Source organism: Maribacter sp. HS (assembly GCF_048059195.1).
In the GTDB taxonomy this organism is placed as follows: Bacteria; Bacteroidota; Bacteroidia; order Flavobacteriales; family Flavobacteriaceae; genus Maribacter; species Maribacter dokdonensis.
Window position 1 is genome coordinate 354,998 of the sequence record NZ_JAYLVV010000004.1, and the last position, 22,110, is coordinate 377,107.

Consider the following 22,110-nt stretch of genomic DNA (forward strand, 5'->3'; position numbering starts at 1 on the left):
TATTTTAAATGCTGTTTTTTAATAGTGTTTTTGCTTCTTTGAGGGTATTGAAAATTGGAGTGCTGTATTTTTCGCAAAGTATATGTACATAATTGTGTTTATAAAATTCTTGCGGACAAACCACGATCAGCTTGCCAGACTGTACATATAGTCCTAGTTCCACAAGTGAAATAGGAGATTTGGAATCTTTTAGAAAATTGAGTAAAATAAAATCTGATTGCTGCATGGCCTCTAATTCCCACATAATGTGATGCTTTAATTCCGCATTGCTTAAATCATCATGCTGTGTATGTGTAGGGTCAAAAATATGGTGCGAACCAAATTCGCCAATGATTTCATCTCTCCAACTATGCTCCTGTCTATGGTCCATACTACCTGCTAGGAAAATAGAACGTAAGTTGTCCTTATTTATTGGTAGTGCGTTTTTGGAAGTGAATAACATAAAACTATATTTGCGTAATTATGACGCAAATATAAAACATAATTTAAGTTTACAAAGAATTATTTGTGTTTATTTTACGCAAATTAAAAAAAATCGATTATATCTCGAAGATGATTCCTTCCTTTTTAAGCTTGAAATACCGGTCCTTATTGAACATGAACAAGTTTGCGGGCCTACCGGAACCTTTAGAAACTTTTTCATCTAGTTCATCTAAAACATTAAGACCTAGCATTTTTTTTCTAAAATTTCGCCTGTCAATAGCTCTTCCTAGTACTGCAGCATACAGTTTCTCTAAATCTGAAAACGGGAATTTTGTGTCTAACAGCTCAAAACCAATAGGTTCATAAGTTATTTTAGCCTGTAACCTAGTTATGGCAAGTTTTAGAATCTCGGCATGATCAAAGGAAAGTTCTGGGAGATTGTTAATGGTAAACCATTGTGCCTCTTCAGCATCGGTTGATGCCAATAATTTAAAGGCACTTGGTTTAATGAGTCCAAAATATGCAACGGATACTACCCTATTTCTGGGGTCTCTATCCGGTTTGCCAAAAGTGTAAAGTTGTTCCAGATAATTAATTTTAATACCTGTTTCTTCCTTTAGCTCCCGCTCTACCGCTTCTTCAAGCGACTCTGAATCTAAAACGAATCCGCCGGGTATTGCCCATTTTCCTTTAAAAGGTTCATATTTTCTCTTGATGAGTAATACGGATATGGTTTCAGATTCATACCCAAATACTACGGCGTCTACAGAAAGCTTGATAGATTGTTGCATACTATGCGTATATTTTACGCTAATATATGAAAGATTACAGAATATAAGGTGCTCCTTTTAGTAGCTCAAACTACATCACTGATATAGGTATACAATAAAAGTCTTGGTGTAGGACTTAACAGATATTGACGAATTTGAAATAAACTGGTAATCATAACAACTTTCACCATCATATCTCATATCTAATTCCTAACTTAGCCATGTAGACTTTAGGAGTAGCTATTTCATAGTTTGAGAAATATCCTTAGAACCTGATTTGATTAATATCAACGTAGGGAAAAGTTATCGGGAACAACTACCTGTACTTTCCATTTATCATTTCAATTTCATATTCCCCTAGTTTACACTGTAATCAAATCAATGTGGCCATGTGCTCTTGATTAAATTTTTAAGCAGATGATAAACATTATTGTAAACGACACCCCTCACCTATTTAGGTCTGATGCCACTTTAGACCTTATTATCAAAGAATTGAAGATTTCCGAAAATGGCATAGCCGTAGCGGTCAATGAGAATATTATTACCAAGAGTGCTTGGAACACCAAAACGCTGAACGAAAATGATAAAATTTTAGTGATCAGGGCTACACAAGGAGGATAAAATTCCACTTCAAAATATTAATAACACTAGGTACAAAAGATAACGACCACACAAATCACCATACAAGAATATGAAGAATAAAGATACAGCACCCAAACAAGGCGGTATAACCCGTAAACCATTTCCCAATTCCCAAAAAATTTACGTACCGGGAAAATTGTATCCTGAAATAAAGGTAGCAATGCGCGAAATAACGTTGACGGATACCATTGATTCCTTGACCAAAAAGAAAACTCCTAATGAACCGGTAACCGTTTATGATACATCTGGTCCGTATACGGATCCTAACATAAAAATAGATGTGCACGCCGGTATTGAGCGGATTCGTGAAAATTGGATCAGGGAAAGAGGTAATGTAGAAGAATTGGAGACTTACTCATCAAAATATTGCAACGAGAGATTGAACGATAAAAGTTTAGATCACATGCGTTTTAAGCTGTTGAAGAAACCGTTGCGGGCAAAAAAAGGCGAAAATGTTACGCAGCTACATTATGCTAAGAAAGGGATCATTACTCCAGAGATGGAGTATATAGCCATACGCGAAAATCAGCGTATAGATGAAATGACCCAGATTAGGGAACAACATAAGGGCGAACATTTTGGTGCGTCTATACCACAAAAGATTACGCCTGAATTTGTAAGGGACGAAGTGGCACGTGGCCGTGCTGTTATACCTTCTAACATTAACCACCCAGAGGCAGAGCCTATGATCTTGGGGCGTAATTTTCTGGTAAAAATAAATGCGAACATAGGTAATTCCGCAGTGACCTCCTCTATTGAAGAAGAAGTGGAAAAGGCGGTCTGGGCATGCCGTTGGGGAGCGGATAACATTATGGACCTGTCAACAGGTGAAAACATTCACGAAACCCGTGAATGGATCATTCGCAACTCTCCTGTTCCGGTAGGTACGGTACCCATTTACCAGGCATTGGAAAAGGTGAACGGAGTTGCAGAAGATCTTACATGGGAGATTTTTAAGGATACCTTAATAGAACAGGCAGAACAAGGGGTAGATTATTTTACCATTCACGCCGGGGTATTGCTGCGTTATATCCCAATGACCGCAAAGCGCGTAACGGGTATTGTATCTCGTGGAGGGTCTATTATGGCCAAATGGTGCTTGGCGCATCATAAAGAGAGCTTTTTATATACCCATTTTGAAGAGATCTGCGAGATTTTAAAACAGTATGATGTGGCATTCTCATTAGGTGACGGTCTGCGCCCGGGCTCGGTAGCAGATGCCAATGACGAAGCTCAGTTTGCAGAACTGGAAACCTTAGGGGAATTAACACAAATTGCGCGTAAACATGAGGTACAATGTTTTATTGAAGGTCCTGGTCATGTTCCCATGCATATGATCAAGGAAAATATGGAAAAGCAGATCCAAGTTTGTGATGAAGCACCTTTTTATACTTTAGGACCCTTGACTACTGATATTGCGCCGGGTTATGATCATATAACCTCAGGAATAGGTGCGGCAATGATCGGCTGGTACGGTTGCGCCATGTTATGTTATGTAACCCCAAAAGAACATTTGGGCCTACCCAATAAAGAAGATGTGCGTGTAGGTGTGGTAACCTACAAATTGGCGGCCCATGCCGCAGATCTCGCCAAAGGCCACCCAGGTTCTCAACATCGTGATAACGCTTTAAGTAAAGCACGATTTGAGTTTAGATGGGAAGACCAATTCAACTTAGGTTTAGATCCAGAGCGTGCCTGCGAGTATCATGATGAAACCCTACCTGCAGCAGGGGCTAAAATTGCCCACTTCTGCTCCATGTGCGGACCCAAATTCTGTTCCATGAAAATATCTCAAGAAGTACGGGATTTTGCGGCAAGCAATGAAATTGTAAACAATGAGGTCATTCAAAAGGGAATGGATGAAAAGTCAAAAGAATTTAAAGACAAAGGTTCAGAAGTCTACCTTTAAGTGTTTAAGGAAGTTCCCACGCTAAAAAGCGTGGGCAGGCTTTCCATTTCAATCTTTTGCAAAAAGGCAAAAGGATTTTCATTGCAATCCTTAACTCAAAAAAATGATCGTACTAATAGCACCGGAAAAAGATATTCCTAACGAAATTGAACTACTACATCAATTGTTTCAGGAAGGTTTGGAATATTATCATCTAAGAAAACCTTTTAAGGACTATCAAGAACATTGTGATTATTTGAATGCTATAGATTCAAAATATCATAATAGGATCGTAGTACACTTACATCATGAGCTGATCAATGATTATCCTCTAAAAGGGTTGCATTTTCAAGAACAAATGCGAATAGATCATATTGATAACCCCGGTCAGTACTTTAAAAATCTGAATATGTATGGTAAAACCATAAGTTCCTCTTTTCATGACCCACAGGTATTGGAAGATTGTGAATTTGAATTCGATTACCATTTGCTGAGTCCCGTTTTTACATCCATCTCTAAAAAAGGATATGAAGGCAAAGGTTTTAATGTTAACCATAGTACTAAATTGATTATAGGTATGGGCGGTATTACCAATACCAACATAGCAGAAACCTTAAGTTTAGGATTTGGGGGAATTGGGGTCTTAGGCGGCGTATGGAATATGGACAACCCTATACAAAGCTTTATAAACTTAAAAAGGGCATATGAGCAGGCATGGATGGAAAAGCGGAAGGCACAATTAAAGAATAGTTTAAAAGGCAATTAAGCAGTAAAATATATGATTCCGAAATTACACTATATATCACAGGGACAAACACCCGAAGAGCATTTAGAGCACATTCAAAAAGCATGTACCGCAGGAGCGGAACTGGTGCAGCTACGCCTAAAGAAGTTACCGGGAAAAGTGGTTTGGGAAACCGCAAAAAAAGCAAGGGAGATCACGGAAAAATACCAGACGAGATTAATAATCAATGACTTTTATAAGATTGCAGCTTCGGTAAAAGCGGACGGAGTACATTTGGGAAAGACCGATACTTGCCCTACCGTTGCTAGAAAAGAACTGGCATCATGGCAAATTATTGGCGGTACGGCCAATACCTTAGAAGATTGTGAAGCTTTATTGGATAAGAAAGTGGATTATATAGGTCTAGGTCCTTTTCGTTTTACGAAGACCAAAGAAAATTTGAGTCCGATTTTAGGCATAAACGGGTATTTGACCATCCTTGAAGAATTGAAATCGCAGGTGCCGGTTATTGCCATAGGTGGTATTGTTTTGGAAGATGTTACGGAACTAATGAAAACCGGTATTCATGGTATTGCGGTATCTGGCGAAATAACCCGAAACTTCAATTCCATATCAGAATTTAAAAAATTGATTAATGGAGGTCCGCTTGATGAGCAGCGATGGATCTCAGATGAAAAAATAAAATAATATGTTACAGATCGCAGATAAAAAGTTTAGTTCACGATTGTTTACGGGGACAGGGAAATTTAGCTCGTCATCATTAATGAAAGAAGCTTTATTGGCTTCTGAAAGTGAGTTGGTCACCGTTGCCCTTAAACGTGTAGATGTGGAAGATACACAAGACGATATATTACGGCATTTACAACATGAACGTATAAATTTATTGCCCAATACATCTGGGGTGCGTACGGCAAAAGAAGCGGTATTTGCCGCCCAATTATCTCGTGAGGCTCTAGAGACCAACTGGGTGAAATTGGAAATACATCCTGATCCAAAATACTTGCTGCCAGACCCAATAGAAACCTTAAAAGCGGCAGAAGAGCTTGTAAAATTAGGGTTTGTGGTGATGCCCTACATACATGCCGATCCCGTTCTGTGCAAACGATTGGAAGAAGTTGGAGTGCAATGTGTAATGCCGTTAGGCGCTCCAATAGGCAGTAACAAAGGCCTGAAAACGCAAGATTTTCTAGAGATTATAATAGACCAGAGCAATGTTCCGGTTATTGTTGATGCCGGTATTGGGGCACCATCACATGCTGCCTTTGCGATGGAATTAGGTGCAGACGCAGTGCTGGTTAACACGGCAATAGCGGTTTCCCAACATCCTGTTGAAATGGCAAAAGCATTTAAAATGGCCGTAACAGCGGGCAGAATGGCCTATGAAGCAAAATTGGCTCCGGTAGTGCATAAAAAAGCCGAAGCAAGTAGTCCGTTAACCAGTTTCTTGAACTAAATAACATGAGCAATTTTAAGTCGGTCTTTGATACCTATAATTGGGATAAAACCTTAGAGAGTATTTTTGCAAAAACGGAGCATGATGTGTTACGTGCACTGGGCAATTCTAAACGCGATTTAGAAGATTTTAAAGCATTGATATCGCCCGCTGCAAAACCTTATTTGGAGCAAATGGCGCAGTTAAGTAGGCAGTTGACCAAAAAGCGCTTTGGCAATACCATACAAATGTATTCGCCCATGTATTTAAGTAACGAATGCCAAAATATTTGTACCTATTGCGGATTTAGCATGACCAACAAAATACCGCGTAGAACCTTGACCGATGCTGAAATTTTAAAGGAAGTTGCCTATATAAAATCTAAAGGCTATGACCATATTCTTTTGGTAACCGGTGAGGCAAACAAAATAGTTGGTGTAGACTATATCAATAATGCTTTACAATTAATTCGTTCTCAGTTTGCGAACATTACTATTGAAGTTCAGCCTTTATTGCAAGATGAATATGAGCTATTGATCGAAAGCGGATTGTATGCCGTGTTGGTCTATCAAGAGACCTATCATAGGGACGAATACAAAAAACACCACCCAAAAGGTAAAAAGTCGAATTTCGATTTTAGGTTGGACACGCCCGATCGCTTGGGCAAGGCGGGTATTCATAAAATTGGATTAGGTGCTTTATTCGGGTTGGAAGATTGGCGTGCCGATAGTTTTTTTACAGCACTGCATTTAAAATATTTACAGAAAACCTATTGGAAGACAAAATACTCCATTTCTTTCCCTCGGTTAAGACCACATTCGGGCGGGCTGGAACCTAAAGTTGAAATGACGGATCCAGATTTGGTCCAGCTAATTTGTGCTTTTCGGTTATTGGATGAAGATGTAGAACTTTCTATATCTACACGTGAAAGTGAAATATTTAGAAATAACATTGTCAATTTAGGCATTACCTCCATAAGCGCAGAATCCAAAACCAACCCAGGTGGGTATGCCGTAGCGCCAGAATCATTGGAACAATTTGAAATATCCGATGAAAGACCAACGGAGGAAATTACGGAAATGCTGAAAGCACAAGGCTTAGATGTGGTTTGGAAAGACTGGTCTAACAATTGGGAGTAAAACTTTAAGAAGCAATTATTTAAAAATACCCTGTAAATTCTCTATAACCCCAAACGCCGCTTTTTCACCAGCAATCATTGCCGCGTTTAATGATCCATTTAATTGTACGTCACCTGCCAAATATATGGTTTCGGTCAAGCGTGTTTCAGAAGGTGATATTTCGTATTGTAAATCACTTAATCTTGGTAGTGACTTAGGAATGCTGTAGTGTTTTATAAATGAGCTAGTGGTAATATTACATAATTCTTTCAGCTCCTTTTGTACTTGGTCAATAAAAGTTTTTCCTGATAAGCCCTGATTATTTACTACTGTAACCGATAGTAATTCCTTACCGCCATTTACGGATGTTTTAAGACCGGTATGGTAAAAAATATTATTGATCAATGTGTTTTGATCAGGAATTAATCCAATCAACGGTTTTTGAATTGCCCTGTCTTCCGTTTCAAAATATAAAGTATCACAACGCTGCCAATCAATTGTCTGATTCTTTAAGTTTTGAATTAAGTTACTAGCTTCAGTTGCAACAATAATAAAATCACTTGCTATTTCTTGTCCATTGCTAAGTATAATTTTACCATCTATCACTGAGGATACGGCTGAGTTATAAGTAATCGTTGTATTTTCTAATTTCTGTAATAATTGTTTAGGAATCTCTTCAATGCCACCTTTAGGTAATGCAGCACTGCCTTCACCAAACATTTTATAAACAAACTCAAACATTCTGCTAGAGGTTTCTAATAGATCTTCTAAAAAAATTCCGCTAAAGAAGGGTTTGAAAAAATCATTGATCATACTTTCAGAGAAATCTAGTGCTTTTAAATAAGAAAGAGTAGATTGTTCTTTGTCTGAGAAAATTTCATCAATAGTTTTATTCTTAAGTCTGGTGTTTAATTTTAAAATTTTTAATTTGTCTGAAAATGAACCAATACTAGAAAAAAGAGTTGAAAACAGCAGCGATGTATCCCTTAGCGGATCACCTATCACCTCTTGTTTTTTATTCTTGAAAATTGACGCGCCAGGTAAAAAGTGTTGTAGCTCCAAAGATTTATAATCGAGATATTTTTGAGCAGCTGGATATGCAGTTAACAATACTTGAAAACCTTGATCTAATTGATAACCATTTATCTTATCTGTCTTTACCCTACCTCCAACTCTATCCGTAGCTTCAATAATTATAGGAGAAAATCCGTTTTGTTCTAAAACAGTCGCAGCTATCAATCCACTAACCCCAGCACCTACAATATGTATTTTATAATCCTGCTTATCCATGTTTACCTACTTCACTTTATTACTATTTCTAAATTGAATAAGCTTAATTAAGAAAGCATTTCAATTTTTTTCATTATTTCATCGGCTTCAAAAGCTTTTTGATCGCTCATTTTTCTATTGATGGTAGAAAGTTTATGAGCTTCACTCAACAATTTTTCATATTGAGATTGTAACTTTTCTTTTTCCGACTTTTTTTTAAATATTCCGAACATAATTTTAATATTACTCATGAATTGTATCTCTACAAATTAGACACTAAAAATACATAATGTTTAATTAATACAATAAATAGTTAAACAAAATAATCCAAACCTAGGTGTTATTGAAGTAATTAAGTTGAAATTTATACGTACTAACATAAAAAAATACCGCTTAAAAACTTAGACATATGAATTTGTACGACTAAGTTTTTAAGCGGTATATGTTCTTGTTGAGCAGTACTAGTGCTGCTTATAACTATTCTTGAAATTAATTTTTGATAAGTCCTTGACCTTCAATCCAAGGAGCTCCAGATTTTTTCAATTCACCTTCAAGTGCTGGTAGTTCGGTTTCTATTACCGGTTGAAGCTTGGTCTTTACTTTCTTAAGCTGACTTTGTACACGACTTAAAAAGGCTTTATGTTCACCTGTTGGTCCGTAGGTAGTTCCTAAGGCTCTCCACCCTATTGAACTACCATCACTGGCTGTAGGGTTAGAACGTTCACCTATTTCTTCTTTTATCTCATCACCGTTTAACTCCTTATCGATAGCCAATAAGTTGTTTTTAGTATCGTATAATTTTTTATACAAATCTTCAGAAGGATTAGGTGCTTTGTTCAAGGCACGTAACATGGCATTAACGGTTTTTTGACTTGTGGACAAGGCAATATTTGTAGCTGTTAAATCTTGTTGAAAAGCAAAAGCAGCTTCTCTAAAATTACTGATTTCTTCATTTGACTTTCTAGGTAAAGCACTTTCAAATACAGGTGTTACATTAAATAATTCCGGACCTTGTAAAACAGTATTCACTCCATCTTCACGCTTCATTAATGTTACTGAATATTCGCCCGGTGTAACCATAATGCCACCTCCACGGCGACCACGTCTTCCTCTTGGGGCTTCTAAACGTTCTCCATTTTTATTTGGATAGCTCAAATTCCAGCTTACGCGATTAAAGCCTTCTTTGTTGGTACCTTTTACGCTGTTTATCACATTTCCGCTAGCGTCTTTGATTACCAATACGATTGATGGTCCATCTTGTAATTTCTCTTCTTCCAGCGCATCCCATCCAGGAAATTTGCCTGTACCTTTTTTCTCTGCAGCTTTACGAATGTCTTTTTTTGATTTTAGTTTATTAGACATGAAATAAGTAAATGTTGCGCCAAAAGGAGGGTTTTCACCTATCCATTCAGCATCACCTTGGCTACCTACCCTACTAGATGGTTTATACCATGGCACGGTTTTAACTGGGAAAAGTTTAGCCGAAGCACTAGCATCATACTCACGCAATGGTGAGATATCATCTAAAATATAGATACCTCTTGCGAACGATCCTGCAACCAAATCATTTTCTCGACGTTGTATGGTAATATCTCGGATAGGAATATTAGGCATGCCATCTTCAAGCTTAGTCCATTTACCACCACCATTTAAGGTGACGTATACACCGAATTCAGTGGCAGCGAAAAGTATATCTTTTTTAACATGGTCCTGTACCAGTCTCCAAATCAGTAATTTATTCGGTAGGTTACCATTGATTAAAGTCCAAGATTTTCCTTTGTCACTACTTTTAATAATATATGGTTTGTAATCTCCGTATTTATGATTGTCTAATGCAGCATATACCACATTCGCGTCAAAAAGGTCGGCTCTAACATCATTTACAAAGGGAATTTCAGGAACACCTTTAATGTTATTTAGGCTAAATTTTCTCCATGTTGCACCACCATCTTCAGTAACTTGAATAAGTCCGTCATCCGTACCGGCATAAATTAAACCTTCCTGTTTTGGAGATTCAGCTAGTGAGGTTATGGTATTGTAATTGGACATCGCTTTAATATCCCAAGCATTGTCCCAGCTTTGCGATGTTCCATAATAAGGGAACTCCATTCGTTCTTGGTTCAATGTAAGGTCTTCTGAAATAGGTTCCCAAGCATCTCCCCTGTTTTCTGATTTCCATACACGTTGCGATGCAAAATATAAGCGAGTTGGGTTATGTGGACTCACAAGAATTGGAGCATCCCAGTTGAAACGTTCAAACGGGTCACCTTCCCTAGCTTGAGGTTGTATAAAAACACTTTCTAAAGTTTTACTATCAATTCTCCATAACGCCCCCTGCTGAAATTCACCATAAGTAATATCAGGATTACCAGGTTCTGTAGCCGTTTGTGCACCATCCGCACCTAGGGTTTTCCACCAATCTGCACTAGCTATACCATCGGAACTTCTGGTACGTGAAGGTCCGCCATGTGAACCATTATCTTGCGTGCCGCCATACACATTATAAAATGGTTTAGCATCGTCAACGGCAATTTTAAAGTATTGGGTAATAGGCAGGTTTCTTACATATTTCCAACTTTTGGTATTATCAAAACTTTCATATAAGCCACCATCAGTACCGATTAATAAATAATTTGGGTCCGATTTTTTAAATACCAGTGCATGACTGTCACTATGTTGGTTAGACCTGCTCATTTGTGTAAAGGTCTTCCCGTGGTCTTTGGTTACCAATGCACTATTGTTCATAAAGTAAACCGTACCTTCTTCATGTGGCGAAGCAATAATTTCTTGATAGTAATGCGGACCCGTACCACCAGAAACGGCATCGGATTGTTTAACCCAAGATTCTCCACCATTGTTAGACATATAGAAACCACCTTTGGTTCTGTCAAGCTCAAGCGCGGCATAAATAACTTCCGGGTTAAATGGGGACATAGCCAAGCCCGTTTTACCAAGATTGGATTTTGGGATTCCATTTTTTAAAGGTTTCCAAGTTTCACCACCATCTGTACTTTTGTGAAGTCCAGAACCAGGACCGCCGCCTAAATAGCCGGCAACAGTTCTGTGTCTTTGCCATGTAGCCGCATATAGAACATCAGGATTGGTTGGATCTATTAGCATATCTGTTGCTCCAACCCATTCAGCATCACCCAAGGTACGTTTCCAAGTTTTACCACCATCTATAGTTTTATAAACACCACGATCGCCACCTTTACTCCATAAAGGACCTTGTGAAGCTATCCAAATGGTGTCGGAATCGGTAGGATGTACAATAATTTTGGAAAGGTGTTCAGAATTTTCTAGACCCATATTCTTCCATGTCTTACCATCATCATGACTAACATAGATCCCATCACCAAAACCGGCATGGCGACCACCTACGTTTTCACCTGTTCCTACCCAAATAGTGTGTGGATTACTAGGGTCTATGGTTACACAACCCATTGAATAGGCACCTTGTTTTTCAAAAATAGGTGTCCAGGTAGTTCCAGAATTCATTGTTTTCCACATGCCGCCAGAACCAACGGCTACGTACCAGATATTTTCATTTTCAGGATGAATAGCAATATCGGCAATACGACCAGAGGTCATTGCAGGACCAATATTTCTAAATTTTAGTCCACTAAAGGGATTTTTGTTTTTTTCTTGTGCACGCAAAGAGAACCCGATACTACTAATGCATAGCAATAATAGTACAGTTTTAATAATAGTTTTCATAGTTTGATTGTAGTTTAATTTGTGTTGTAACTTCGAAATAGAAAATAAAGGGTAAAAGACAAGTTGAAAATCTACCAACTGTCCCTTAAAAAGAACTCAAATTTACTATTTAGATGTAGCTTCAAATTAGTGAAATTACTAGGGTTAAGAAGATTATTTAATACTCTTTTAACTTACAATTATAAATTTAATAGTTGTAGGGTATATTATTTAGAATTGGTTATTAAACAGTTGCGATTTTTAGTAATTTCTAATTAATACTTTTAAAGTAAATATAGTTTTGATCAATTCAATAAAAATTAATCCTTGCGCAATTTAGAAATTACTGCAACCACGTTCTTTTCTTCAAATTTCCCTATAAACTTAAGGGTATAGTTGATAAGAGTTGATTTCTGGGATTTAATGAATTCCCCTAATCGTAAAACCGCTAAATCCATTTGACGTATAGCGTCATCTTGATGACCAACGCCCAAGCCCCAAAGCAAATTGGCATTGTACCATGAAAATGCCCTAGCCTTGCCCAGACTAAAATTGATAATCTCTTCATCGGTATTCTTACCTGCAATGTCCAATAGAAAAAGTAAGGGAGAAACCCTACTTAATCTGTCTTGCATTTCATTGACAATATTCCCTAAGATACCATTTACTGTATTGAAATCCTTTTCAATTTCCAAAATATCCCTATCCTGCATTACCATACTAGCCGCCAAACCCAAGTCTAGGTTAATGTGTGTATTAATACCTAGCATAATATGTTGTAAAATGGTTAAAGGTTCATCTTTTGAACCAAAGGCAAATTGCCACGATTTACTGATTGGCGTCTGCTTTTTATATCCATTGTAGGCATCTAAATAGTAATTGGCGAAGGCTACATCAAAGATTTCCATACGGGCATTGTCTTCAAAATTGCCCAGTACTATCTCCTTTTGAATTTCTGCGGTTACCCTTCTGTATAGATAAGCAAAATAACCAATGCGGCTATTCGTTTCCATGGCATCATCAATAATGATGTCCAATTGGTCAAGTACCTGTTGTATGGTGGTTGCTCGGCTAATTTTGTGTATCTAGTTTATTGATGAAACGTACTTATAAAAAGAAAATTGAATTTCATTGTTCTAATGTATTCAAATTAAAACTAATACTACCACGCTATGATTAAAGATTTAAATTGGTAACCAAAATTTAAAAAAGAAAATGGAGTAATTTGTTTTGATTATTTGGTAAGTCGTAATTTGTAACATTAATTATCTTCTATTCAAATATTTAAACTGTAAAATATAAAATGGTTTTCTTGAAAAAGTTAGTAAATATATTAGTGCCTGTCATAGTTTTTATCTTTAGTGTGGCATGTGAACAGAAATCGGTATCGGCAGATGTTCTTATAGTAAATGCCAATATTTGGACCGGAAATGAAAATCAGCCTAAGGCTGAATCTATGGCTATTCTTGGCGATTCAATAATAGCAATAGGTACATCAACTTTACTTGAAGGATACAAAAGTAAAACCACTCAGGTACTGGACATGAAGGGGAAGTTCATTACTCCCGGATTCATTGATTGTCATGTGCATTTACTCATGGGGGGCAATGCCCTTTTGAGTGTTGAATTAAGAGATGCGGATTCGCAAGACGAATTTGTAAAAAGGATTGCAGAGCATTCTGAGTCATTACCATCCGGGGCATGGATTCTTGAGGGAAATTGGGATCATACGCTTTGGGGAGGAACGCTTCCGAACAAAGAGTGGATCGATGAATTTACTACGGATAATCCTGTTGCATTATTTCGCCTTGATGGACATATGATACTAGCCAATACCGCTGCCTTAAAAATTGCTGGAATTAATAAGGATACGCCTAATGTTGAAGGGGGCGAATTTGTAAAAGATGATAAAGGTAACCTTACAGGAATTTTAAAAGGGCATGCTATGACTCCGGTATTGGAGAAAATTCCAATGCCGACCGAAAGTGAAAAGATAAAATCAATAAAAGCGGCACAAACCTATTTATTGTCCAATGGGGTAACCTCGGTACATGATGTAGATAGTTTGGGAACCTATACGGCGGCTAAAAAACTAAAGGATAATGGAGAACTTTCTGTTCGTATTTACTCGGTAGATCCGTTGAATAATTGGTATAAGCGAACAAATACCGATAGAGAAAGTGATAAATGGTTAAAAGTAGGTGGTTTAAAAGGTTTTGTAGACGGTTCTTTGGGGTCACATACGGCAGCATTTAGAGAGCCATATACAGATAAGCCAGAAGATTCAGGATATTTTATCAACGATGAAGAAGATTTGTACAAATGGATATTGAAAGCAGATGAGGAAGGTCAACAAGTTATGGTTCATGGTATTGGTGATAAAGCAATACATTCCGTTTTGAATATTTATGAACGGATAATTGAAAAGAACGGTAAAAAAGACAGAAGATTACGGATAGAACATGCGCAACACTTAGCGCCCGAGGATATATCGAGATTTGCAGAATTGGGAGTCATTGTGAGTGTACAACCCTATCATGCAATAGATGATGGAAGATGGGCAGAAGAACTTATAGGGTCAGAAAGAATTAAAACTACTTATGCCTTTAAGTCCTTAATAGATGCACAAGCTAATATTGTTTTTGGTAGCGATTGGCCTGTAGCTCCAGCAACACCCTTAGACGGTATTTATGCTGCGGTTACCCGTAGAACCTTAGATGATAAAAATCCTGAAGGATGGGTGCCAGAACAGAAAATTACGGTAGAACAAGCATTGACCGCCTATACTAAGAATGCCGCATATGCCTCATTTGAAGATGATATTAAAGGAACCTTAGAAATAGGTAAGTTGGCAGATTTTGTGGTGTTTGATGAAGACATTACTAAGGCTGATCCTATAACCATAAGGGATATCAAGATTTTAGCTACCTATGTTAGCGGAAAAAAAGTGTTTGATAGTAATGATCATGATGGTCAGCTTTAGCTAGCCTTTACTCCACAATTTTAATATCTATAGATGTTCTACTTTGCCAACCGGTTGCATCTGTAACCGAATATGCACAGTGGTAATCGCCCGTATCTATGTTATTAGGTATGGTTACCGGGATATTGATTTCATAACTGGTCAATGCGCCTTCAATGGTAAAGTTTTCCACATAGATCAAAGGATTTACAGCTGATTTAATTTCACCTAAATCACATTCTGTTATCTGGTCATCATGGGTATGGTGATCAAAATTATGATGGATATCAATACTGTAAGCCGCAAGTTCATTGTTATCCGTAACCATTGCCCTGAAATTATAGGTTTCTCCTCTAGTAAGTAACGCGCAACCTTGAGGAAACCCTTCCGTATAGTTAACTGTAATTGTAGGCTTTTCTTCATCAATTTGAACGCTGTCGTCACTAGTACATGCCGCAGTTAGCATTATAATGGATAAAATATAAAAATATTTAAAAGTAGATTTCATAAGATTAGATTTAAGACCGCACAGCATGTTGGTACGCCGTGCGGTTTTGTTTTATAATTTAAGCAGTTACATCAATATGTGTTTCGTATGCTACGGTATTACCATCTTCATCTTCAACAGTAAAGATGATATGATATTCTCCTGCAGGAGCAGTAGCAGGTACATCTATATGCTCATGGAATTCCGCTTCCATTTCTTCATGGTAACCTTCTAAAAATTCTTCTTCAAAATCCCATGCTACTTCCCCTTCTCCAGGTGTAACTCCGTCTGCATGAATATCTACGGTTATACTATGTATGTCATGCGCAGCTAGTATCATGAATTCAATATGGAAATCATCTCCTCTAGCTACTGTTTCATCCATTTCAAAACCACTAATAGCTATGGCATCTAGTATTATAAGGTGACCATCTACTTCTGTGCTGTTCCCCAATTCATCGGTAACCAAAAGTTCAATATGGTATTCGCCAGAAGGAATGTCTGTTGGTACATCTACATGCTCATGAAATTCAGGATTAAGCACCAAGTATTTGGCATCTGTAAATACTTGCTCAAAATCCCAATCTACTTCTCCTTCTCCGGCAGTTACTTCATCGGAATGAATAGAAAGTGTAATACTACTTACGGTAGCTTCTGCAGCAATTTCTGCTGCTAAATGAATGTCTGAACCTTTAAGAGCGTATGCTTCTTCTGAATCATGATCATGATCATCATCCCCATCTTCGTCATGATGACCTTCACCAAATTCAAAATTGGTAATTACTGGAGCATTCAATTCAATAGCTCCTTCATCATCATCACTACTACATGATTGTAAAAAGAGTCCGACAGACGCAACGATTGCTAAAAATTTCAAATTTGGTTTCATAATAGTTGTTTTCATTGTTTTCATTTTTAATTTGATTACTGATTACTGATTACTGATTTCTGATTTTAAAAAGGTACTGTTAGGGACAATGAGATGTTTCTGCCAACCTCCGGAACATCTATAAGTCTGTAAAAGCTAGTATGATTAAAATATTTGGTATTGAATACGTTATTCAGTTTTATGCGCATTTCAAGTGGGGCGTTATTTCTAAACGCATCTAATTCTGATAAGAAAGACATGTTTAAAACTTGATAGCCATCTGTTTTTTCTTCGGGAGGAACAATGTCTTCTTGATCGGCTGTAATTCTAAAATCTGCGATCAATTGAGGTTTCTCAAAGAATAGCAGCTTGTTAAATTGATATTTTGCGGAAAGTAAGGCAGATAAAGGCGGTGAAAATGGCAACGTAAATCCTTCTTTTGGACCGCTCTGCTGTCTAGAATACACATATTCTACAGATGCATCTAATTGCAGATTTTTAAAAATAGAGGCACTTGCGTTGAACTCTCCTCCCATTCTAAAAACCTTAGCTTGTGTATATTCATAAATTTGTATGGTTTCAAAATAGCTTGATGTTGGATTGAGGTAAATATAATTTTGAAAAAAATTCACGAACGGGCTAACCCCTACACTAAAAGTTTCTTCAGCATGGTCTACACTTAAATCTAACTGATAAGATATTTCTGGGTCTAGATCAAGATTACCTTGCTCAAAACGGTACATGTGATAGTTGACACCGTCAGATGCCAATTCGTTGGCCAAAGGCATTCTAAAACTTCTACCAATGTTAATTTTATAGCTGGTCTTATTTTGAATGTAGCTAAGCCCAAGTGAAGCACTAAGACTGCCAAAATCAAGAGTTTTGTTTTTAGACCTTTGTAGGTGTATATATGATGTGGAACCATCATCGTTGTTTACTGTGGACGGGTACCAATCATAATGCGCTTTGGTGTCTACCCTACCAATATCATAGCGTAATCCTGCTAGCACATGAAGATTGGAATTTACCTTAAACTGATCATAGCCAAAAACACCAGCAGAAAACCGATTGTATTCCGGGATTAAAAAGCCCCATCCTCCTATATTATTATTTTGGTATTCCGTATTTAAGCCAAAGACCAGGTTATGTTGGTCAGTGGGTTTGAACGTATCACGAAAATTTAGGGAATAGGTATTTTTAACAAACAATCTTTCCTTGGTATCGGGAGGTGTTGGCATATACCCATGTGGTACTGGTTCTGAATGCTCTTCCCTATTGTTATTTTGGTAGCCAAGGTCAATGTTTAAAATATGTGTACCCGCGCTTAAAACAGTATTGTTGGTAATTTTAAAGTGGTTTACTTTATGATATGGAAGATCAATATCTCTGTTAGAGCTGTCATAATCTATACTGGAAGTTCTTACCTCCAAGCCATGTGCGTTCGCAAAGAATCCGTTTTTTGCATTAACATTGCTAAAGACGGTTTCAGATTTAATACCCTCAGAGACAAAACCTATACCTAAACTTGCATCAGCCTCATATCCGGCTGTATTTCTTAAATTATTTTCATGCAATTCAAATATGTAATTTTCATAATTGATTCTATCTGCAGGTACTTTGTAATCTCCGTAATCTCTATATGTTAATCTTCCGCGATAAAACCATTTATCTTTTCTAGACGCAAAACCTGTAGAAACACCTAGTAAATCATTATTGCTTTCACCTAGAATATTTACTTCACCATTAAAAGAATTGGGTAACGGAGTTTTATTAGGTTGAATATCTACAACACCCGCTATAGCGTCTGAACCATATAGTAAAGAAGCCGGTCCTTTAATAATACGTATGTTTTCAATGCCGTGCTGGTCAATTTCCAATCCGTGGTCATTGCCCCATTGTTGTGCTTCATGTTTTATGCCGTTTTGTACCACGGCAACCCTATTAAACCCTAAACCGCGAATTACAGGTTTAGATTGCCCTGATCCTATGTTAATAGTACTTACACCGGCTATTTTGCTCAAAGTTTGCATTAAGGTGTTTTCCCTATTTTGGTCTAGAAAATCCTTAGATACGCTTTGTGTAACGATCGGTACCTCTTTGGCTTCCCTATTTTTGGTCTTTCCGTTGACCTTTACTTCCTCTAGTTCAGTGGCTGCTTCAAGTAAAAAAACTTTTATTTCCTGAATGTTTTGATGTACTTCAACATTCATGGTTGCAGGCTGGCAGCCAATATGTGATACGGTAAAGGTGTAAGTACCTTCAGCTACATTGTTTATCGTAAAAGCTCCATCTTCCATAGAAACGGCATACAAGTTTTTACTAACAATAGTGGCGCCTTGTGCCGGTGATAAGTCTTTAGCATGTATCATAACACCTTTAATTTGATAAGTATTTTGTGCAAGTGCCATTGAGTATAGACCAAAGAATAGCCATATACCCAGTATTTTATAAAACATAATAATGAACTATAAGAGTTGAATAGTTGCTCTTTAAAAAAGCAAAGTGATAGAGGTATGGTTTAGCTTAAAAGTGTATGAATTTAGTTTATATAGCCAAATAGTATAAGGCATATAGATCAAACAACTTTTAGCATAAATTGTAGTGAAACTTATAGCAATACAGGTGGAGGTCTAGAGAATAGTGCCTTGGTAACAATAGTACTATCTATTGTAAAACGGTAATTGGTGACAATTTCAAGTGGTATTATAAATTCAGGATTCTCTATTTCGAAATCGCTTGAACTGGGGGAAATAGTTGGGGTAAAGTTATTTATTATAGCATGATCGCAAATAATGCAAGTATCATGCTCTTGTTCATCATTTGAATGGGATAAAACATGTAGTCCAGACACATTCGTGAAAAGATAAAGTACTAGAAGTATTCTAGTTATACTATGTTTTATACGACTACCCTTCATTGAAATGAATATGGTTTGATTATGTGATGATCACATGGAAATATTTGGCGAAGATATAAATTTTTTATAAAAATGCAACTAAGTTGCATTAGTAATTTCAGTTTGTTATACAATGAATTTCAATCGCTGTTTGATATTCCTATTTCCATAAAAAACCTTATCAAAATCGAGTAAAAATTACCCAAGCGAGTAGTATTTCCTCGATTCTATTTTTTGTATGTTTTAAGAATTTAAAATTAACCCTTGTAATACAGGACTTTATAATGTTTGGCATACTAAGCTTAAAGTTTAGGTATAATATTAGCTATTTAGTTAATTGTGCATATACACTAACTTTAACTTTTTTCATAATGTTCAACAAATTTGCAGTTTCAAATAAATTTAATATCGTATTAGGTCTAATAGCTGTTTTTATTCTAATACTAGGTACCAACCGTATAGATAAACGACATTTTGAGACCGCTCAAGAAGCTGTTACCTCAGTATATGAAGACAGGGTTCTTGCGCAGGATTACATCTACAAGCTCAATAGCTTAGTTTACAAAAAGCAACTCAATTACATATATGGTTCTGAAACTGTCAATATTTCATATAATAAGGAAATTGAGACCTTAATTAATCTATTTTCCAAAACAAAACTCATTTTAGAAGAATCAACAACTTTTAAAAGTTTACAAAATGATTTTGAGCATCTTAAAGTCCAAGAAAAAAAATATTATAATAATTTAGGATATTCAAAAAGCTTTGAAATTCCTATAATTGAAACGAAAATCCCAATGGGCGATGATATTGAAGCAATAAAGGTAGACCTAAATAATCTAGCCCTTATTCAAGTCGGTGAAAGTAAATCCGTGCTTAATATCGCTCAAAAATCGCTTGATATGAGCAATCTTATGTCTTCAATGGAAGTGTACTTTTTATTGGTTATCGGTATAGTAGTTTTAGTGCTAACATTTTATAGGGTAGGCCAATCAACTGAACGTAATAGAATTGATAATTAAAAGCCAAATATAGGAGCTTACATATGCCATTTGTACAATTAGTCCAAAATCTAATATGTAAAAATTTAGAGAAAATAATCAGAAAATTATTTACGAATCATGTTTGGAACGCTTCCACACTATGGTTGACTATAAAAAAAGGGTAAGAATTGTATCATATTCTTAATAGCTCTAGACCTCAGGTTATTTAAATAATGAAATAAAAGCAATAATAACCTGCTATTGCAGCAGCCAAATTAAACCTTAATCTAAAATTTAAAACTTAAAAGCTCTGGTGACAGAGATTTTAAAAAATTATTAATCATCTAATTTTAAATATGACAAGAAAACTGTTAACTCCATTTCAAAAATTTATTAAAATAGAAGGTCTTAGTGGCCTTCTACTATTTGCTGCTACTATTATTGCGTTAGTATGGGCAAATTCACCCTGGGGCAACAATTATGAAGCAATTTGGAATTATGAAGTTGGAATCCAGACTGATAGTTTTATCTTGGTAAAACCCTTAATTCTCTGGATCAACGATGGATTAATGGCAATTTTCTTTTTCCTCATAGGGCTAGAGATTAAAAGAGAAGTTATGATAGGAGAGCTTAACTCATTGAAGAAACTGGCTTTTCCATTATTTGGAGCCGTTGGCGGTGTCTTAGTTCCTGTAGGATTGTATTTGTTGTTGAATAATAATACTGAGACCTTTCAGGGCTGGGGTATTCCTATGGCTACCGATATTGCATTTTCGCTAGCAGTGCTCAATGCTCTTGGGAAAAAAGTTCCACTGAGTTTAAAAATTTTTTTAATAGCCTTTGCTATTGTTGATGATATAGAAGCCGTTCTTGTTATTGCCGTATTTTATAGTGGCACTATAAAAACGACACTTTTATTCATTGCATTGGTATTACTGGCATTTCTGTATTTTTTAACCTATAAAGGAGTGTACTCGCGTTTTGTGATATTCTTTACGGGAATATTAGTTTGGTTGTTATTCTTAAAATCTGGAGTTCACCCTACAGTGGCAGGAATTTTATTGGCTTTTTCCATTCCAATTAGACAGCGCATAGAAACAGTCACTTTCATTACTCAACTAGAGAATATTTACGAAAATATTAAGGAAGCTAGTGTTTTAAAAAAGCCTATTCTTTCTAAGGAGCAATTGGAACATATGGGTAATCTAGAAGATTGGAGCTCAAAATTCCGTTCTCCGTTACAGCATTTGGAACATGTCTTGCATGGTTGGGTCGCTTATTTTATTATTCCATTATTTGCATTAGCTAATGCTGGTGTAGCCATAAATGGCGCTATAGGATTGGAATTGCCATTGGTCATAAATATCATTATATGTTTAGTGTTAGGCAAAGGATTAGGAATTCCTCTAGTTATTTTTCTGGCTCAAAAACTTCGTATTGTTCAAATTCCCAAGGATATAAATACTAGACATATTTTTGGGGTTTCCTTTATTGCTGGGATAGGATTTACTATGGCTATTTTTATAGCTAATCTTGCATTTAACAATAATCCAACATACATTAGCTCAGCCAAGGTTGGTATACTTATAGGTTCTTTTATTTCGGCAATAATTGGCTATGTCATTTTACGATGGTCGCCAAAAAAATCAAGGAATTTAATTTCCTAATCTGATTGATTTAGATGAAAGGGCAGACCATTTAGGAAAATTTATACTAGCACTGCACAACAACTCTGCTTACCACATGCAAACATCCTAGGTTTTGCAGAGTTGTTAAATATTGAACTTTCTTAGTTAAAATTATAAAGGAAGATTTAGGCAAGATTTTTAATACGGTGTTGTTGTTTAAATAAAGAATATATTTTTCTCTTGTGCTGTATTTACAGGGAAATGAAATTGATTCGCATAAGAGCAATATTAGTAAACTCTCTA

19 protein-coding genes and 1 riboswitch are annotated in these 22,110 nt (G+C 36.5%); of the genes, 9 read left to right on the forward strand and 10 right to left on the reverse strand.

The window, feature by feature from the left end:
• Nucleotides 1-4: 4 nt before the first annotated feature.
• Together VBZ51_RS11070 and VBZ51_RS11075 are read right to left on the reverse strand one after the other, a co-directional pair.
• Nucleotides 5-442, reverse strand: coding sequence for a nucleoside 2-deoxyribosyltransferase domain-containing protein (locus VBZ51_RS11070; RefSeq protein ID WP_416576960.1), 438 nt, complete (start codon nucleotides 440-442; stop codon nucleotides 5-7).
• 97 nt (nucleotides 443-539) lie between these two features.
• Nucleotides 540-1,214 carry an NUDIX hydrolase gene (locus VBZ51_RS11075; RefSeq protein WP_091604023.1) on the reverse strand — a complete coding sequence of 225 codons (675 nt, stop codon included), beginning with the start codon at nucleotides 1,212-1,214 and terminating at the stop codon, nucleotides 540-542.
• A 201-nt stretch (nucleotides 1,215-1,415) separates the two neighbouring features.
• Nucleotides 1,416-1,509, forward strand: a riboswitch (TPP riboswitch).
• A 101-nt stretch (nucleotides 1,510-1,610) separates the two neighbouring features.
• Between VBZ51_RS11075 and thiS the strand changes: the two genes are divergently transcribed.
• The 6 genes from thiS (at nucleotide 1,611) to thiH (ending at nucleotide 7,039) form a co-directional block, all read left to right on the forward strand.
• Nucleotides 1,611-1,814: a sulfur carrier protein ThiS gene (gene thiS, locus VBZ51_RS11080; RefSeq protein WP_416576961.1), complete on the forward strand. Its 204-nt coding sequence runs from the start codon at nucleotides 1,611-1,613 to the stop codon at nucleotides 1,812-1,814.
• Nucleotides 1,815-1,884: 70 nt separating this feature from the next.
• Nucleotides 1,885-3,744, forward strand: coding sequence for a phosphomethylpyrimidine synthase ThiC (gene thiC, locus VBZ51_RS11085; protein WP_416576962.1), 1,860 nt, complete (start codon nucleotides 1,885-1,887; stop codon nucleotides 3,742-3,744).
• A 103-nt stretch (nucleotides 3,745-3,847) separates the two neighbouring features.
• Nucleotides 3,848-4,489, forward strand: a complete 642-nt coding sequence (locus VBZ51_RS11090; protein WP_416576963.1) for a thiamine phosphate synthase — start codon at nucleotides 3,848-3,850, stop codon at nucleotides 4,487-4,489.
• Nucleotides 4,490-4,501: 12 nt separating this feature from the next.
• Nucleotides 4,502-5,155 carry a thiamine phosphate synthase gene (gene thiE / locus VBZ51_RS11095; RefSeq protein WP_074674011.1) on the forward strand — a complete coding sequence of 218 codons (654 nt, stop codon included), beginning with the start codon at nucleotides 4,502-4,504 and terminating at the stop codon, nucleotides 5,153-5,155.
• 1 nt (nucleotide 5,156) lies between these two features.
• Entirely contained in the window at nucleotides 5,157-5,921 is a 765-nt protein-coding gene (locus tag VBZ51_RS11100; protein WP_099192935.1) for a thiazole synthase, read from the forward strand.
• 5 nt (nucleotides 5,922-5,926) lie between these two features.
• The gene (gene thiH / locus VBZ51_RS11105; RefSeq protein WP_215998216.1) at nucleotides 5,927-7,039 is read left to right on the forward strand and encodes a 2-iminoacetate synthase ThiH; all 1,113 of its coding nucleotides are present in this window, start codon (nucleotides 5,927-5,929) and stop codon (nucleotides 7,037-7,039) included.
• Between the two features lie 15 nt (nucleotides 7,040-7,054).
• Here the strand turns inward: thiH and VBZ51_RS11110 are convergent, their stop codons facing one another.
• The 4 genes from VBZ51_RS11110 to VBZ51_RS11125 form a co-directional block, all read right to left on the reverse strand.
• Complete coding sequence (locus VBZ51_RS11110; RefSeq protein ID WP_416576964.1) at nucleotides 7,055-8,308, reverse strand: NAD(P)/FAD-dependent oxidoreductase; 1,254 nt, start codon at nucleotides 8,306-8,308, stop codon at nucleotides 7,055-7,057.
• 47 nt (nucleotides 8,309-8,355) lie between these two features.
• Entirely contained in the window at nucleotides 8,356-8,520 is a 165-nt protein-coding gene (locus VBZ51_RS11115; protein WP_139254467.1) for a Lacal_2735 family protein, read from the reverse strand.
• A gap of 256 nt (nucleotides 8,521-8,776) precedes the next feature.
• Nucleotides 8,777-12,004: a WD40/YVTN/BNR-like repeat-containing protein gene (locus VBZ51_RS11120; RefSeq protein WP_416576965.1), complete on the reverse strand. Its 3,228-nt coding sequence runs from the start codon at nucleotides 12,002-12,004 to the stop codon at nucleotides 8,777-8,779.
• Between the two features lie 299 nt (nucleotides 12,005-12,303).
• On the reverse strand, nucleotides 12,304-13,068 hold the full coding sequence (locus tag VBZ51_RS11125) for a DUF5995 family protein (RefSeq protein ID WP_416577196.1): 765 nt from the start codon (nucleotides 13,066-13,068) through the stop codon (nucleotides 12,304-12,306).
• A 227-nt stretch (nucleotides 13,069-13,295) separates the two neighbouring features.
• Here VBZ51_RS11125 and VBZ51_RS11130 point away from each other — a divergent pair, with 227 nt between their 5' ends.
• Entirely contained in the window at nucleotides 13,296-14,966 is a 1,671-nt protein-coding gene (locus tag VBZ51_RS11130) for an amidohydrolase (protein ID WP_416576966.1), read from the forward strand.
• Nucleotides 14,967-14,973: 7 nt separating this feature from the next.
• On the opposite strand, the gene VBZ51_RS11135 is transcribed toward VBZ51_RS11130, so the two are convergent.
• The 4 genes from VBZ51_RS11135 to VBZ51_RS11150 all read right to left on the reverse strand — a co-directional run bounded on the left by VBZ51_RS11135 (nucleotide 14,974) and on the right by VBZ51_RS11150 (nucleotide 19,217).
• Nucleotides 14,974-15,453 (reverse strand): DUF4625 domain-containing protein, encoded by a 480-nt coding sequence (locus VBZ51_RS11135; protein ID WP_416576967.1) that lies wholly within the window; start codon nucleotides 15,451-15,453, stop codon nucleotides 14,974-14,976.
• A 58-nt stretch (nucleotides 15,454-15,511) separates the two neighbouring features.
• Nucleotides 15,512-16,336, reverse strand: a complete 825-nt coding sequence (locus VBZ51_RS11140) for a DUF4625 domain-containing protein (RefSeq protein WP_416576968.1) — start codon at nucleotides 16,334-16,336, stop codon at nucleotides 15,512-15,514.
• Between the two features lie 50 nt (nucleotides 16,337-16,386).
• Entirely contained in the window at nucleotides 16,387-18,756 is a 2,370-nt protein-coding gene (locus tag VBZ51_RS11145; RefSeq protein WP_416576969.1) for a TonB-dependent receptor, read from the reverse strand.
• 152 nt (nucleotides 18,757-18,908) lie between these two features.
• Nucleotides 18,909-19,217, reverse strand: a complete 309-nt coding sequence (locus tag VBZ51_RS11150; RefSeq protein ID WP_416576970.1) for a hypothetical protein — start codon at nucleotides 19,215-19,217, stop codon at nucleotides 18,909-18,911.
• A gap of 350 nt (nucleotides 19,218-19,567) precedes the next feature.
• Here VBZ51_RS11150 and VBZ51_RS11155 point away from each other — a divergent pair, with 350 nt between their 5' ends.
• Both VBZ51_RS11155 and nhaA read left to right on the forward strand, forming a co-directional pair.
• Nucleotides 19,568-20,218: a hypothetical protein gene (locus VBZ51_RS11155; protein ID WP_416576971.1), complete on the forward strand. Its 651-nt coding sequence runs from the start codon at nucleotides 19,568-19,570 to the stop codon at nucleotides 20,216-20,218.
• Between the two features lie 317 nt (nucleotides 20,219-20,535).
• A complete protein-coding gene (gene nhaA / locus VBZ51_RS11160; protein WP_416576972.1) occupies nucleotides 20,536-21,846 on the forward strand; it encodes a Na+/H+ antiporter NhaA in 1,311 nt (436 codons plus the stop codon).
• Nucleotides 21,847-22,110: the final 264 nt, after the last annotated feature.